The organism is Agromyces sp. H17E-10, assembly GCF_022919715.1.
In the GTDB taxonomy this organism is placed as follows: Bacteria; Actinomycetota; Actinomycetes; order Actinomycetales; family Microbacteriaceae; genus Agromyces.
Map to the genome: position 1 here is coordinate 593,584 of NZ_CP095042.1, position 14,226 is coordinate 607,809.

The window sequence follows — 14,226 nt, forward strand, 5'->3', positions numbered from 1 at the left end:
CGCGCGGGTCGATCCGGTGCCCACCTCGCAGGGGGACACGGCTGTCCCCCGAAATGCTGACTGGTATCGGGCTTGCAGATCATGGACTATTGATGTGCAGGCTCCACTGGAGCCGCCACAGTCATCGGTCGGGTAACCGATGACCTGTTGGGGGCGAGCCAGGGCGATATTCGGGTTGTCGCCGTGGCTCGGGCTTGAGGGGGACCGATCGAGGATCGGTCCCCCTCCTTCATGTCCTGGGTCCCCTCCTTCATGTCCTGACGGACCGCATCCAGTTCGGCAGCGCACCCGCGGGGGCAGGACCGACGGCGTGACCCGTTCGTCGCCGGGCCGCTGCGGACCGCGTTCTTCCGCCGCCGCCTGCTCCGCCCGCGATCAGGCGCGCGGGATCTCGAGCCAGAGCTCCACGTCGAGGTCGTCGGTGTCCCCCAGACCGGCCTCCGAATCGCCGCCCTCGACGAGCCCGACGACGGTCACCGCGGTCGGCGATCCCTCGGCGGCCGTGCGGGCGATGATCCGATCGGCCGTCGACCCGGCGATGGCCTCGGCCAGTTGCGAGAGCACCCGGTCGCGCGCCGCCTCGTCGAGGTCGTCGATGCCGCCCTCGTCGAGCAACGTGACGTCGATGCCCCGCTGGCGGGCGCGCTGCACCTCGGCCCGGACGGCGTCGGTGAGCAGCATCCGGCCCCGGATCTCGTCGCGCACCGTCGCCTCGAGCAGGCGGCACTCGGCTCGCTGCGCGTCGTTGAGCCGGCCGTCGAGGTCGGCGATGCGGCGCAGCATGGGCGCCGCGACGCGGTTCGTGTGCGCGAGGCGCATGCGACCCTCGAAGAGGTGCGCGTCCTGCGCGGCCTGCCACGCCGCCGCCTCGCGCTCGGCCTGCGCGTAGCGCCGGGTCTCGCGGCCGGCGCTCGCGAGCGCGCTCGTCAGCATGTGCGCGATCGCCACCCAGACGATGCTGCCGATGACGCCGAGCGAGCCGAGAGCGAGCGGGCCGGCCCAGATGACGGTCTGCACGGCGAGCGCGATGACGCCGAGCCACGCGGTGACCAGCCGGCGGCGTGCCGCGGCGATCGTCATGAGGGTGCCGACCGCGGCGACGTACCAGGTCGCGTAGCCGTTGTCGACGGCGGGGTCGAGCTGGCCCGTGACGAGCACCGGCACGACGAGGCTCACCGCGAGGTCGAACGCGGCGAGCCAGTCGGGCATGCGGATGCGGCGGGACGGCCACAGGCTCATGACCGTCGCGGCGGCGTAGAGGAGGAGCGCCGCGGCCGCCGGCCAGGGCGACGCGGGGATCCCGATCGAGTAGATGCCGAGCACCACGTGATAGGCGGAGAAGAGGGCGCCCAGGACGAGCAGGAGCCAGCGGGGAATCGTGATCACGAGTCGACCTCCTCGCCGTCGGCGGGCGACGGCCCGCCGAGCCGGCCCGCGTCGGTGCGCGGCGCGTGCCCCGCGCCCGCCGGCCACGCGAGCGTGACGGTCGTGCCGTGGCCCGGTTGCGAGGCGATGTCGGCGCTGCCGCCGACGTTCGAGAGGCGTTCCTCGATCGAGACCCGCAGTCCGAGCCGCACGGCCGGCACCGTGGCGGGGTCGAACCCGATGCCGTTGTCGGAGATCTCGATGACGCAACCGCCGGCTCGCACACCGCGGATCCGGATGTCGCGGCGTACCCGTCGTCCGGGCTCGCCCGCGTGCTGCAGGCTGTTGACCATGGCCTGCACGGACGCCGTGTAGAGGGCGTCGATCGCCTCCACCGGCAGCTCGACGCCGGCCGCGTTCACGACGCGCACGGTGAACGGCGTCGTGAACGTCGTGAGCGCGGCGCGCAACCGCCGCACGAGCACGGCGAGCCCGACCCGGTCGAGCGCACGCGGGCCCGTCGCCCCCGCCTCGTCGAGGCGGTGCAACGCATCGCGCGCCATCCGCGCCGCGAGCTGCTGCTCGCCCGGGGTGGTGGCCGCGGCCGCCGACAGCAGCGTCGTCAGCACCGAGTCGTGCACCAGCGCGTCGACCTTGACGCGTTCGGCCTCGGTCGCATGCTGGCGAGCCGCGAGGTCGTAGCGCTCGAGGGCCGCCTCCTGGGCGTTGTCGACGGCCTCGGCGGCCTCGCGCAGCATCGTGACGATCGCGAGCACCACGACGCCGAGCACGATCGCGTAGACGGCGTCGAGCACGGCGAGCAGCGGCGGCGCGCCGCCGCCCGACGGGGTCACCCGGATGACGCCGTAGAGGGCGGGGATCACGAACGTGTACGCGGCCGCCCAGATCGGGGGCAGCGCGACGACGGCCGCCGTCGTCGCGACGGTGCAGAGGTAGTAGAGCCACGGCGCCGCGCCGTCGAGCGCTGCGGGGTCGGCGACGAGGAGCGGCCACACGATGAGGGCCACGGCGTACAGTCCGGCGAAGACGAGGCACGCCACGCGCACGGCGGACTTCATGGCGGTCGCCACCGCGAGGGCGGCGATCGCCCCGTAGAGGCCCGCCATGAGCGCGGCGCCGGAACCCCGGCCGAGCGCATCGGCCTGCGCGAGCGCGAGCGGCACCGTCTGGGCGCCGAACACGAGTCCGAACAGCCCGAGCGCCCGGGCCACGATCGTCTCGACCTGGGCCCTCGTCACGGTGGCGCGGCGCCGCGCGAGGCGGGGCACCCGCCATTCAGGAGCGGGCATCTCCGCCGTCGTCGAGGCCCGGCAGGATGCCGTCTTCGACCGCCCGACGCAGCAGGTCGACCTTCGTGGGGGCTGGACGACCGACCTCGACGTACTTCGCGCGGATGCGGTCGAGGTACTCGCGCGCCGTCGAGTGGGCGATGCCGAGCTGGATGGCGACGGCCTTGAGCGGGAGTCCCGAGGCGTAGAGGTGGAGCACGTCGCGCTCGCGCCGGCCGAGCTGCGCCTTCGCGAAGTCGCGGTCGGCCTCGATCGCGCTCGCCCACTCGACGTTGTTGAGCACGCCGCCCGCGGCGACCGTCGCGATCGACGCGATGACCGCCGACATCGGCGAGGCCTTCGGAATGACGCCCGCAGCCCCGGCGGCGAGCGACTCGCGCACCGCCGCGACCCGGTCGGCGATGCTGTGCACGAGCACCGCGCTGCCGGTGCGGAGCACCGCACGGACGTTCTCGGTCACGCTCGTGCCGTCGCCGAGCGAGAGGTCGAGCACGACGACGTCGCACGGGCGACCGTCGATGATGGGGATGAGGGTCGCGACGTCGGCCGTGTCGGCGACCACGACGTACCCCGCCGTTTCGCACGCGGCGCGCAGACCGAGCCGTACGGCCTCGTGGTCGTCGACGATCGCGACCGTCGCCTGATGCGCGCCGTCTGCCACGAGGTCCCCCTTCTCGTCGGTTGCGGGCTCGGACTCAACGATAGCGGTCGACGACCGCCGTGATCGGCCGTCGGGCGCGACATGCCGCTGCGATCACGGATGCCGCGCGCCGGCGTCGGGCGCGGCGCAGTCCCGGCATCGTCGAGGGTCGACGTCGGTGTCCCCCGGCCGGCGGCGTCGAGCGCGCGTGCGCTACCCGGCGACCGTCAGCCGCGCCACCGCCTCGACGTGGTGGGTGTTCGGGAAGAGGTCGAACGCGCGCACCTCGTCGAGCTCGTAGCCGCGTTCGCGCAGCAGTCCCACGTCACGGGCGAGCGCGACGGGGTCGCACGCCACGTACACGAGCTGCCGGGGGCGGAGTTCGGCGAGCCGGTCGACCACCTCGCGACCGGCGCCCGAACGCGGCGGGTCGAGCACGACGGTCGCGGCGTGCAGCCGGTCGCGCTCGGTGCGGCTCGCGGCGGCCGTGGCGACGAGCTCGTCGAGGTAGCGGTCGACCCGGCCGGTGATCGCGCGGGCGCCGACCCAGTCGGCGAGGTTCGCGCCGGCGTGCTCGGTCGCCCGCGCGTCGGACTCGACGCTCGTGATGCGCACCGTCTCGCCGAAGCGGTCGCCGACGGCCGCCGCGAGCAGGCCCACTCCGCCGTAGAGGTCGTGGTTCGCCGCCCGCGGGTCGAACAGCTCGGCGTCGACGGCCTGCTGCACAGCCGAGGTCAGCGTCGCCGCGGCGCCGCGGTGCACCTGCCAGAAGCCGCCCCGGTCGAGTCGGAAGACCCGGTCGCCGACCTGCTCCTCGATGCGCTGACGACCGCCGCGCGTGGACTCGCCCGTGTCGACGACCACCCAGGGGTTGCCGAGCGACGGTGCGACGAGATCGACCGCCGTGGCGCCGGCGAACCGCTCGTCGAGCGGGGCGAGCGGCGCGAGCTCGGGTACCGCGAGCGGCACCGACGCGACCGGCACGACGCGATGACTGCGCGACGCGTACGGCCCGACCCGGCCCTCGGCGTCGACCTGGAGCCGCAGGCGCGTGCGCCAGCCGGTGCCCTGTTCGGCGTCGGCGCCGGGCGCGAGGGCGGGGTCGACGGCCTCGACGGCGACGGCGCGCTCGACGCCGCCGAACCGCGCGAGTGCGTCGACGAGCACCTCGGCCTTCAGCGCGCGCTGGCGGGCCATCGCGATGTGGCCGAACTCGGCACCGCCCGCGCGGAGCTCGGGCGCGCGGTCGACGCCCGCCTCGGCCCAGGGGTGCTCGCGCCGGTCGGGCGAGGCGTCGAGCACCTCGAGGGTGTCGGCGCGCCAGAACTTCGCCTTCGAGTCGTCGGTGACGCGGGCCCTGACCCGCTCGCCCGGAATCGCGTCGGCGACGAAGACCACCCGGCCCTCGTGTCGCGCGACGGCGACGCCGCCGTGCGCGATCCGTTCGACGTCGAGCTCGAGCACCGGCCCGTCGAGCCTGGGTTCGGCCGGGGCGGGGCGCTGGACGCGAGGCGCGGCAGCTGCGGAGCCCGCCGGGCGGCGGCGGGATCGGTTGCTGCGTCGACGATCGGGGTTCACCATGCTCCGAGCATTCCACAGCCGCCTGACCGCGGGCAGGATGGAGGGATGCGCCTCTACCTCGCCTCAACGTCGCCCGCCCGCCTGCAGACGCTGCGCTCGGCGGGCATCGAGCCGATCGCGGTGCCACCCGGCGTCGACGAGGAGGCGGCCGTAGCGGCACGCGAGGCGATCGACGGCCCGCTCGCGGCGCCCGACATGGTGCAGCTGCTCGCCCGCGCGAAGGCCGAGGCGCTCGTGGGCGCCCAGCCGGGCGGCGAGCCGATCGACGGGCTCATCCTCGGCGGCGACTCGGCGTTCCTCACGGGCGGCGCGATCCACGGCAAGCCGCACACGCCCGAGGTCGCGAAGGCGCGCTGGCTCGCCCAGAACGGCGGCCACGGCGACCTGTGGTCGGGCCATTGGCTCATCGACCACCGGGGCGGCCGCGCGAACGGCGCGGTCGGACGGGCCGATGTCGCGACCGTCCGCTTCGCCGCGCTCGACGAGTCCGAGATCGACGCGTACATCGCCTCGGGCGAACCGCTGCTCGTCGCCGGCGCGTTCACGGTCGACTCGCTCGGCGGGCCGTTCATCCGCCGCGTCGAGGGCGATCCGTCGACCGTCGTCGGCCTCTCGCTGTCGACGCTGCGCGACCTCGTGCGAGAGCTCGGCGTCGACTGGACCTCGCTCTGGAACCGCGGCGCCTGACCCGGGGGTCGATTGTCAACTGCCGCAAGAGACTTCCGATCATTTTGTGGAGGTCACCCAAAGGCCTGACGGCGCTGCGCAATAGGCTGGGGTTCATGCCGCGCATCACCAAGGTCCTCATCGCCAACCGTGGAGAGATCGCCGTCCGCGTCATCCGCGCCGCACGCGACGCCGGCCTCGGCTCGGTCGCCGTGTACGCCGATCAGGACCGCGACGCCCGTCACGTGAAGCTCGCCGACGAGGCCTACGCGCTCGACGGCACGACGAGCGCCGACACGTACCTCGTCATCGACAAGATCCTCTCGGTGGCCCGTCGCTCGGGTGCCGACGCCGTGCACCCCGGCTACGGCTTCCTCGCCGAGAACCCCGACTTCGCCCGCGCCGTCATCGCCGCGGGCCTCATCTGGATCGGCCCGTCGCCCGAGGCGATCGAACGCCTCGGCGACAAGGTGTCGGCCCGGCACGTGGCCGAGAAGGTGGGCGCGCCGCTCGCGCCCGGCACCCTCAACCCCGTGGCGGATGCCTCGGAGGTGCTCGACTTCGTCGACGTGCACGGCCTGCCCGTCGCGATCAAGGCGGCGTTCGGCGGCGGCGGCCGCGGTCTCAAGGTCGCTCGCACCCGCGACGAGGTGCCCGAGCTGTTCGAGTCCGCCACCCGCGAGGCGGTCGCCGCGTTCGGCCGGGGCGAGTGCTTCGTCGAGAAGTACCTCGACAAGCCCCGCCACGTCGAGACCCAGTGCCTCGCCGACCAGCACGGCAACGTCGTCGTCGTGTCGACGCGCGACTGCTCGCTGCAGCGCCGGCACCAGAAGCTCGTCGAGGAGGCGCCCGCGCCGTTCCTCACCGATGCCCAGATCGAGGCGCTGTACAGCGCCTCCAAGGCGATCCTCAAGGAGGTCGGCTACGTCGGCGCCGGCACCTGCGAGTTCCTCATCGGCCAGGACGGCACGGTCTCGTTCCTCGAGGTGAACACGCGCCTGCAGGTGGAGCACCCCGTGTCCGAGGAGGTCACGGGCCTCGACCTCGTGCGCGAGCAGTTCCGACTCGCCGAGGGCGGCGTGCTCGACTACCCCGACCCTGTGACGACCGGCCACTCGTTCGAGTTCCGCATCAACGGCGAAGACCCGGGCCGCAACTTCCTGCCCGCGCCGGGCCCGATCCACCAGCTGCGCTTCCCGGGCGGTCCCGGCGTGCGCGTCGACTCGGGCGTGACGAGCGGCGACGAGATCTCGGGCGCCTTCGACTCGCTGCTCGCCAAGCTCATCGTCACCGGCCGCGACCGCAAGGACGCGCTCGAGCGCGCCCGCCGCGCCCTCGACGAGTTCGAGGTCGCCGGGCTGCCGACCGTGCTGCCCTTCCACCGCGACATCGTCGACGACCCCGCCTTCGCCCCGGCCGGCGACGAGCCGTTCTCGGTGTACACGCGCTGGATCGAGACCGAGTACGACAACACGATCGAGCCGTGGTCGGGCGAGCTCGAGGAGACGACGGGGCCCGCCGCGCGCACGAACGTGGTCGTCGAGGTCGCCGGCCGACGCATCGACGTCAGCCTGCCGAAGCGACTCGCGGGCGGAGCATCCCTCTCGCGCACCGCCGGCCCCGCCCCGCGCCGCCGCAGCGGCTCGCACGCCGTCGACACCGGCACCGGCGACGCCGTGAAGGCGCCCATGCAGGCGACCGTCGTCAAGGTCGCCGTCGCCGAGGGCGACAAGGTCGTCAAGGGCGACCTCGTGCTCGTGCTCGAGGCGATGAAGATGGAGCAGCCCATCGTCGCCCACAAGGACGGCGTCGTCGGCGGCATCAACGCCGAGGCCGGCGCGACCGTCTCGAGCGGCCACCTGCTGCTGTCGATCGCCGACGCGTAGACACCTTCGCGGCCACGGCCGTTCTCGGAGAGGAGCCTGCCCGATGCGTCCGTACCTCGACAAGTGCGGTCCGGCGTCATGGCAGGCCGCCTCGGACTACTCGGCCGTCGTCGCCCGCGAGGCGGCCGAGCTCGGCCTCGGCGCCGAGGAGATCGAGCTCATCAAGGTCCGGGCCTCCCAGCTGAACGGGTGCGGCTTCTGCCTCGACCTCCACTCGAGGCAGGCCCGCGCGGCCGGCGTCGCGCAGCAGCTGCTCGACCTGCTGCCGGCCTGGCGCGAGACCGACCGCTACTCGCCGCGGCAGGAGGCGGTGCTCGCGGTCGCGGAAGCCGTGACCCGCCTGCCGTTGACCGATGACGCCCAGGCCGACCTCGCCGCCGCACGGCAGGTGCTCGGCGAGCGCAAGTTCGTCGCCGCCGAATGGGTCGCCGCGACCATCAACCTCTTCAACCGCATCTCGATCCTGAGCGAGCATCCCGTCAGGCCACGGGACGCGGAGGGGCGGCTCCGGTGATGACCGCAGAACGCTTCACCGTCGAGGACCGGCCGGCCGAGTCGCGCTACGTGCTGCTCGATCACGAGGCATCCGCGGTCGTCGACTCGATCGAGGCGGATGCCGCGTCGGGAGCGTCCACGGCACCCGACCCCGTCATCGGCGAGGAGCAGTACGTCGACGTCCTCGGCGATTCGGGCCGCACCGAGCGGGTGCTCATCCACACCGGCGTCGACGACGGCTACGCAGGCCAGGGGCTCGCCTCGTTCCTCGTGCGGACGGTCGTCGACGACGTGATCGCGCGCGGCTTCGCGATCGTGCCGGTCTGCCCCTACGTGCGCGCCTGGCTGCCGAAGCATCCCGAGTACGCCGCGCACGTCGTGCCGCGGCGCCCCGAGCATCTCGCGGCGATCCGCGCTCGCGGCTGATCGGGCGAAGCGGTCGCGGGCTCAGGTGCCCTGAGCGGTCGGCAGTTCGACCTCGCTCACGCGTTCGCCCGCGAGGCGGGACCGGCGCCGGCCGTAGAGCAGGTAGATCACGACGCCGAGCACGAGCCACACGAGGAACCGCACCCAGGTGAGCGTCGTCAGGTTGAGCATGAGCCACACGCAGAGCGCCGCCGAGAGGATCGGCAGCACGGGCGAGAGCGGCACCGTGAAGCCGCGCTTGAGGTCGGGCCGGGTGCGGCGCAGCACGACCACGCCGATCGACACGAGCACGAACGCCGAGAGCGTGCCGATGTTGATCATCTCCTCGAGGAGGCCGACGTCGGTGAACGCGGCGACGAGGGCGACGACCGTGCCGCCGATGATCTGGATGCGCGCCGGGGTCTTCGTGTGCTCGGTCGTCTTCGAGAGCCAGCGCGGCAACAGCCCGTCGCGGCTCATCGCGAACACGATGCGCGACAGGCCGAGCAGCAGCACCATGATCACGGTCGTGAGACCAGCGAGCGCGCCGAGCGAGATGACGGCCGACGCCCAGTCCTGGCCGACGAGCCGGAACGCGGTCGCGAGCGACGGGCTCTCTTCAGCCGCGAGCTCGGTGTACGGCACCATGCCCGTCATCACGATCGAGACGAGCACGTAGAGCAGCGTCACGATGCCGAGCCCGAGGAAGATGCCCCGGGGCAGCCGTTTCTGCGGCTCGCGCACCTCCTCGGCGCTCGTCGCGACCACGTCGAACCCGATGAACGCGAAGAACACGAGGGATGCCGCGGCCAGCATGCCGAACACGCCGTACTGCGCCGGCGCCGCACCCGTCATCCAGGCGAACAACGACTGCGTCCAGGCATCCGCCGCCCCGCCCTCGGTGGGCACCGCCTCGGGGATGAACGGCGTGAAGTTGGCCGCCTGCACGAAGAAGAAGCCCACGACGATCACGAACAGCACGATCGCGACCTTGATGAGCGTGAACACGGCGCCCACGCGCGCGGTGAGCTTCGTGCCCGCGACGAGCAGCACCGTGAAGACCGCGACGATGAGGAAGGCGGGCCAGCTCACCTCGATGCCGCCGATCGAGAACGTCGCCGGGAACGGCACGCCGAACGCGAGGAGCGCCTCCGACAGGTACACGCCCCAGTACTTCGCGAGCACCGCAGCGGCGGTGAACATCTCGAGGATGAGGTCCCACCCGATGATCCAGGCGAGCAGCTCCCCCATCGTCGCGTAGGTGAAGGTGTAGGCGCTGCCGGCGACGGGCACCGTCGAGGCGAACTCGGCGTAGCACATGATCGCGAGGCCGCACGTGACGGCGGCGAGCACGAACGAGAGGATGACGCTCGGCCCCGCGAAGTTCGCGGCGGCCTGCGCCCCGACCGAGAAGATGCCGGCGCCGACCGCGACCGCGATGCCCATGAGGGCGAGGTCCCAGGTGCCGAGCGAGCGTTTGAGGCTCCTCGACTCGTCGACCGAGTCGGCGATCGAGGCCTCGACCGATTTCACGCGCAGGTTCATCGCTCCCCCAAGCCGTCGGCGCGCCGCGGCCGCGACGCTGCGTGTGACCCAGCGTACGCCCGGGCGTCGTCACCAGGCGGGCGCGGCTCCGCGCGGCGTGACGCGACGCGACGACACGACTCGGCGCGACGGCCGGTGCGGCTCGGCAGGCGAGGGACTCAGCGCACGATGTGCATGGCTCGCGCGGCGTCGGTGAGCGAGCCCGACAGCGAGGGGTACACCGGGAACGCTTCGGCGAACTGATCGACCGTGAGCCGGTGCTCGACGGCGAGCGCGAGCGGGAAGATGAGCTCGGAGGCCTTCGGCGCGACGATGACGCCGCCGATGATCGAGCCGGAGCCGCTCGAGGCGAAGAGCTTCACGAAGCCCTCGCGGATGCCCATCATCTTCGCGCGCGGGTTCGACGACAGCGGCAGCTTGTAGACGACGCCCGGCACGACGCCCTCCTCGATCTCCTTCTCGGTCCAGCCGACGGTCGCGATCTCGGGCTGGGTGAAGATGTTCGAGGTGATGTTGCGGTTCTCGGGCGGGTTCACGACGTCGCCCATCGCGTGGAACACGGCCGTGCGCCCCTGCATCGAGGCGACCGAGGCGAGCGGCAGGAACGTCGTGCAGTCGCCGGCCGCGTAGATGTTCGGCATCGAGGTGCGCGCCACCCGGTTCACCCGGATGTGCCCCGACTCGGCGAGCTGCACGCCCGCCTGCTCGAGCCCGAGGTCGCGCGTGTTCGGCACCGAGCCGACCGCCATGAGGCAGTGCGAACCGTGCACCTCGCGCCCGTCGGAGAGCGTCGCGACGACGCCGTCGCCCTCGCGCACGACCGACTCGGCGCGCGACTTGTTCAGCACCTTCATGCCGTTGCGCTTGAACACCTTCTCGATGACGGATGCCGCGTCGGCATCTTCGCCGGGCAGCACTTGGTCGCGGCTCGAGATGAGCGTGACCTTCGCACCGAGCGCCCGGTACGCCGAGGCGAACTCGGCGCCGGTGACGCCGGATCCCACGACGATCAGGTGCTCGGGCACCTGCTGGAGCGAGTAGAGCTGCGTCCAGGTCAGGATGCGCTCGCCGTCGGGCACCGCCGTCGGCAGCACGCGCGGCGACGCGCCGACCGAGAGCACGAGCGTGTCGGCCTCGATGCGGTCGAAGTCGGTGCCGCCCTTCGCCGTCGAGACGATCACCGCGTTGGGGCCGTCGAGGCGACCCTCGCCGTGCACGAGGTGCACGCCGGCCTCGAGGAGGTTCGAGCGCATGTCCTCCGACTGCTGCGCGGCGAGTCCGAGGAGCCGCTTGTTCACGGCGGCGAGGTTGATCGCGACCTGCGGCTTGACGGCCTTCTCGGCCTCGCCCTTCGCGTAGAACTGCACGCCGAGGTCTGCCGCCTCCTTCACGGCGTTGGATGCCTCTGCGGTGGCGATGAGCGACTTCGAGGGCACGACGTCGGTGAGCACGGCTGAGCCGCCGACGCCCGCACGCTCGATGAGGGTGACCTCCGCACCGAGCTGGGCCGCGGCGAGTGCCGCCTCGTAGCCGCCGGGTCCCCCTCCGAGGACGGCGATCCGTTGCGTGCGCTCGAACTCGTAGGCCATGCTCATATTCTGTCAGTTCCGCGTACCCGGCCAGCACATGAGCAGCGCCGTGCCCGAAGCATCCCCCGCGCTCTAGAGTGGTGGGATGCACGATGCCAACCCGCTCGACGCGCCCTCAGCCGACCCGTTCGCCATCGCCCGCGAGGCCGCGGACCAGATCGCCGACCTGACCGGCGTCGAGCACCACGACATCGCCCTCACGCTCGGCTCGGGCTGGGGCAAGGCCGCCGAGCTCATCGGCGAGACGACCCACACGATCGCGGCCACCGACGTGCCCGGCTTCTCGAAGCCCGCCGTCGAGGGGCACGTCGGCACGCTGCGCTCGGTGCTGCTGCCGACCGGCAAGCGCGCCCTCGTCATCGGCGCCCGCACCCACTACTACGAGCGGCACGGCGTGCGCCGGGTCGTGCACTCGGTGCGCACCGCGGCCGCGACGGGCGCGAAGACCATGATCCTCACCAACGGCGCCGGCGGCATCAAGGAGACGTGGAAGCCCGGCACACCCGTGCTCATCAGCGACCACATCAACCTCACGGCCGACTCGCCGCTCGAGGGCGCGACGTTCGTCGACCTCACCGACCTCTACTCGAAGCGCCTGCGCGACCTGGCGCACTCGATCGACCCGACCCTCGACGAGGGCGTGTACTGCCAGTTCACCGGGCCGCACTATGAGACGCCCGCCGAGGTGCAGATGGCGAAGGCCATCGGCGGCCACATCGTCGGCATGTCGACCGCGCTCGAGGCGATCGCCGCGCGCCAGGCGGGCATGGAGGTGCTCGGCATGTCGCTCATCACGAACCTCGCCGCCGGCATCCAGCAGACGCCGCTCAGCCACCAGGAGGTCATCGAGGCCGGCCAGGCCGCTGAGCCCGTGATCAGCGCCCTGCTCGCGAAGATCGTCGCCTCGCTCTAGAAGGACCGCTCCCCGAGCCTGCCGAGGGGAGCCCGACCCGCCGCTTCGGCGACTCGCTTCGACCAGCGCAGCGAGCGGCGCAGAAAGGACGACGGATGTCGCACGAACTCGACTCCCGCGACGCCGAGCGCGTCGCCCTCGCCGAGGCCTGGATCGCGCAGGACCCCGACGCCGAGACGCGCACCGAGCTGGCCGCGATCGTCGAGGCCGTGCGCGGCGGCGACGCCGAGGCGGCCGCCGACCTCGCCGACCGGTTCGACTCGCGACTCGCGTTCGGCACCGCGGGCCTGCGCGGCGAGATCGCCGCCGGTCCGAACCGCATGAACCGCGTACTCGTGTCGCAGGCCGCCGCCGGCCTCGCCGCGTACCTCGTCGAGCGGGCCGAGCCCGGCACGACGCCGTCGGTCGTCATCGGCTACGACGGGCGCAAGAACTCCGACGTGTTCGCGCGGGACTCGGCCGAGATCTTCGCCGGCGCCGGCGTGCGCGCGGTGCTGCTGCCGCGCCTGCTGCCGACGCCCGTGCTCGCGTTCGCGGTGCGCCACCTCGACACCTCGGCGGGCGTCATGGTCACGGCCTCGCACAACCCGCCGAACGACAACGGCTACAAGGTCTACCTCGGCGGGCAGGACCACGGCTCCCAGATCGTCGCACCGGCCGATGCCGAGATCGCCGAGCACATCCTGCGCGTCGCCGCCTCGACGACGGTACCCGCACTACCGCGTGGCGAGTTCGAGACGGCGGCCGAGTCGGTCGTCGACGAGTACGTGCGGCGAACCGCCGCGAGCGCCGCGCCCGGTGCGCCCGCCGCGCAGCCCCGCGTCGTCTACACGGCCATGCACGGCGTCGGCTGGGAGACGGCGGCACGGGTGCTCGAGACGGCCGGCTTCGATGCGCCGACCCTCGTCCAGGCGCAGATCGCGCCCGACGCGGCGTTCCCGACGGTCTCGTTCCCGAACCCCGAGGAGCCCGGGGCGATGGACCTCTCGTTCGAGGCCGCGCGCGCCGCAGACGCCGAGCTCATCGTCGCGAACGACCCCGACGCCGACCGGCTCGCGATCGCGGTCCCCGACCCCTCAGCGCCCGACGGGGCCGGCTACCGGCGCCTCACGGGCAACGAGGTCGGCCTCACGCTCGGCTGGCTCGCCGCGCGCCGCGCCGCCGATGCAGCGACCGGCGAGGGCGGGCCGAACGGGGCCCTGGCGTGCTCGATCGTCTCGTCGCCCGGGCTCGAGGCCGTCGCACGCGCCTACGGGCTCGACTTCGAGGCGACGCTCACGGGATTCAAGTGGATCTCCCGTGCGCCAGGCCTCGTCTTCGGCTTCGAGGAGGCGCTCGGCTACCTCGTCAACCCCGAAGTCGTGCGCGACAAGGACGGCATCTCGGCCGCGGTCGCGTTCCTGTCGCTCGCGGCGTCGCTGAAGGCCGAGGGCAAGACCGTGGCCGACCACCTCGACGACTTCGTCGAGCGGTTCGGCTGCCACGCGTCGGGCCAGGTGTCGATCCGCGTCACCGACCTCTCGCGCATCGGCACCGTCATGGCGCGCCTGCGCGCCGAACCGCCGGCCTCGGTGGGCGGCATCCGCGTCGAACGCATCGAAGACCTCGCCGATGGCTTCGGCGACCTGCCGCCGTCCGACGTGCTGCGCATCGTGCTCGAGGGCGGCTCGCGGGTCATGGTGCGCCCGAGCGGCACCGAGCCGAAGCTCAAGGTCTACCTCGACGCGGTCGCCGACCGGGGCTCCGTCGCCGAGCGCCGCGCCGCAGCGACGGCGACGATCGACGCGCTCGAGGCCGGCATGCGCGAGCTGGTCGCCTGAGTCGACGCCGA

The 14,226-nt window shown here is 72.8% G+C and carries 12 protein-coding genes; 6 read left to right on the forward strand and 6 right to left on the reverse strand.

What is annotated here, in order from left to right; genetic code table 11:
• Positions 1–375: 375 nt before the first annotated feature.
• The 4 genes from MUN74_RS02770 to MUN74_RS02785 all read right to left on the reverse strand — a co-directional run bounded on the left by MUN74_RS02770 (position 376) and on the right by MUN74_RS02785 (position 4,896).
• Complete coding sequence (locus MUN74_RS02770) at positions 376–1,386, reverse strand: hypothetical protein (RefSeq protein WP_244854873.1); 1,011 nt, start codon at positions 1,384–1,386, stop codon at positions 376–378.
• Positions 1,383–2,675: a sensor histidine kinase gene (locus MUN74_RS02775; protein ID WP_244854874.1), complete on the reverse strand. Its 1,293-nt coding sequence runs from the start codon at positions 2,673–2,675 to the stop codon at positions 1,383–1,385. Before MUN74_RS02775 ends, MUN74_RS02770 begins: the two co-directional genes overlap by 4 nt.
• Positions 2,662–3,336 carry a response regulator transcription factor gene (locus tag MUN74_RS02780; RefSeq protein ID WP_244854876.1) on the reverse strand — a complete coding sequence of 225 codons (675 nt, stop codon included), beginning with the start codon at positions 3,334–3,336 and terminating at the stop codon, positions 2,662–2,664. The genes MUN74_RS02775 and MUN74_RS02780 overlap by 14 nt, the downstream gene beginning before the upstream one ends.
• Before the next feature lie 192 nt (positions 3,337–3,528).
• Positions 3,529–4,896, reverse strand: a complete 1,368-nt coding sequence (locus tag MUN74_RS02785) for a class I SAM-dependent RNA methyltransferase (protein WP_244854878.1) — start codon at positions 4,894–4,896, stop codon at positions 3,529–3,531.
• Positions 4,897–4,941: 45 nt separating this feature from the next.
• Between MUN74_RS02785 and MUN74_RS02790 the strand changes: the two genes are divergently transcribed.
• The 4 genes from MUN74_RS02790 to MUN74_RS02805 all read left to right on the forward strand — a co-directional run bounded on the left by MUN74_RS02790 (position 4,942) and on the right by MUN74_RS02805 (position 8,369).
• Positions 4,942–5,583, forward strand: coding sequence for a Maf family protein (locus MUN74_RS02790; protein ID WP_244854879.1), 642 nt, complete (start codon positions 4,942–4,944; stop codon positions 5,581–5,583).
• A 95-nt stretch (positions 5,584–5,678) separates the two neighbouring features.
• Positions 5,679–7,448 carry an acetyl/propionyl/methylcrotonyl-CoA carboxylase subunit alpha gene (locus MUN74_RS02795; RefSeq protein WP_244854880.1) on the forward strand — a complete coding sequence of 590 codons (1,770 nt, stop codon included), beginning with the start codon at positions 5,679–5,681 and terminating at the stop codon, positions 7,446–7,448.
• Positions 7,449–7,491: 43 nt separating this feature from the next.
• Positions 7,492–7,962, forward strand: coding sequence for a carboxymuconolactone decarboxylase family protein (locus MUN74_RS02800; protein ID WP_244854881.1), 471 nt, complete (start codon positions 7,492–7,494; stop codon positions 7,960–7,962).
• Positions 7,962–8,369, forward strand: coding sequence for a GNAT family N-acetyltransferase (locus tag MUN74_RS02805; RefSeq protein WP_244854883.1), 408 nt, complete (start codon positions 7,962–7,964; stop codon positions 8,367–8,369). The genes MUN74_RS02800 and MUN74_RS02805 overlap by 1 nt, the downstream gene beginning before the upstream one ends.
• Before the next feature lie 21 nt (positions 8,370–8,390).
• Here MUN74_RS02805 and MUN74_RS02810 read toward each other — a convergent pair whose 3' ends face one another.
• Both MUN74_RS02810 and MUN74_RS02815 read right to left on the reverse strand, forming a co-directional pair.
• Entirely contained in the window at positions 8,391–9,893 is a 1,503-nt protein-coding gene (locus tag MUN74_RS02810; protein ID WP_244854885.1) for an amino acid permease, read from the reverse strand.
• Between the two features lie 158 nt (positions 9,894–10,051).
• Positions 10,052–11,482 carry an NAD(P)H-quinone dehydrogenase gene (locus MUN74_RS02815; protein ID WP_244854886.1) on the reverse strand — a complete coding sequence of 477 codons (1,431 nt, stop codon included), beginning with the start codon at positions 11,480–11,482 and terminating at the stop codon, positions 10,052–10,054.
• An 85-nt stretch (positions 11,483–11,567) separates the two neighbouring features.
• On the opposite strand from MUN74_RS02815, the gene MUN74_RS02820 reads away from it, so the two are divergent.
• Together MUN74_RS02820 and MUN74_RS02825 are read left to right on the forward strand one after the other, a co-directional pair.
• Positions 11,568–12,395, forward strand: a complete 828-nt coding sequence (locus MUN74_RS02820) for a purine-nucleoside phosphorylase (protein ID WP_244854888.1) — start codon at positions 11,568–11,570, stop codon at positions 12,393–12,395.
• A 95-nt stretch (positions 12,396–12,490) separates the two neighbouring features.
• Positions 12,491–14,215: a phospho-sugar mutase gene (locus MUN74_RS02825; protein ID WP_244854889.1), complete on the forward strand. Its 1,725-nt coding sequence runs from the start codon at positions 12,491–12,493 to the stop codon at positions 14,213–14,215.
• Positions 14,216–14,226 lie beyond the last annotated feature (11 nt).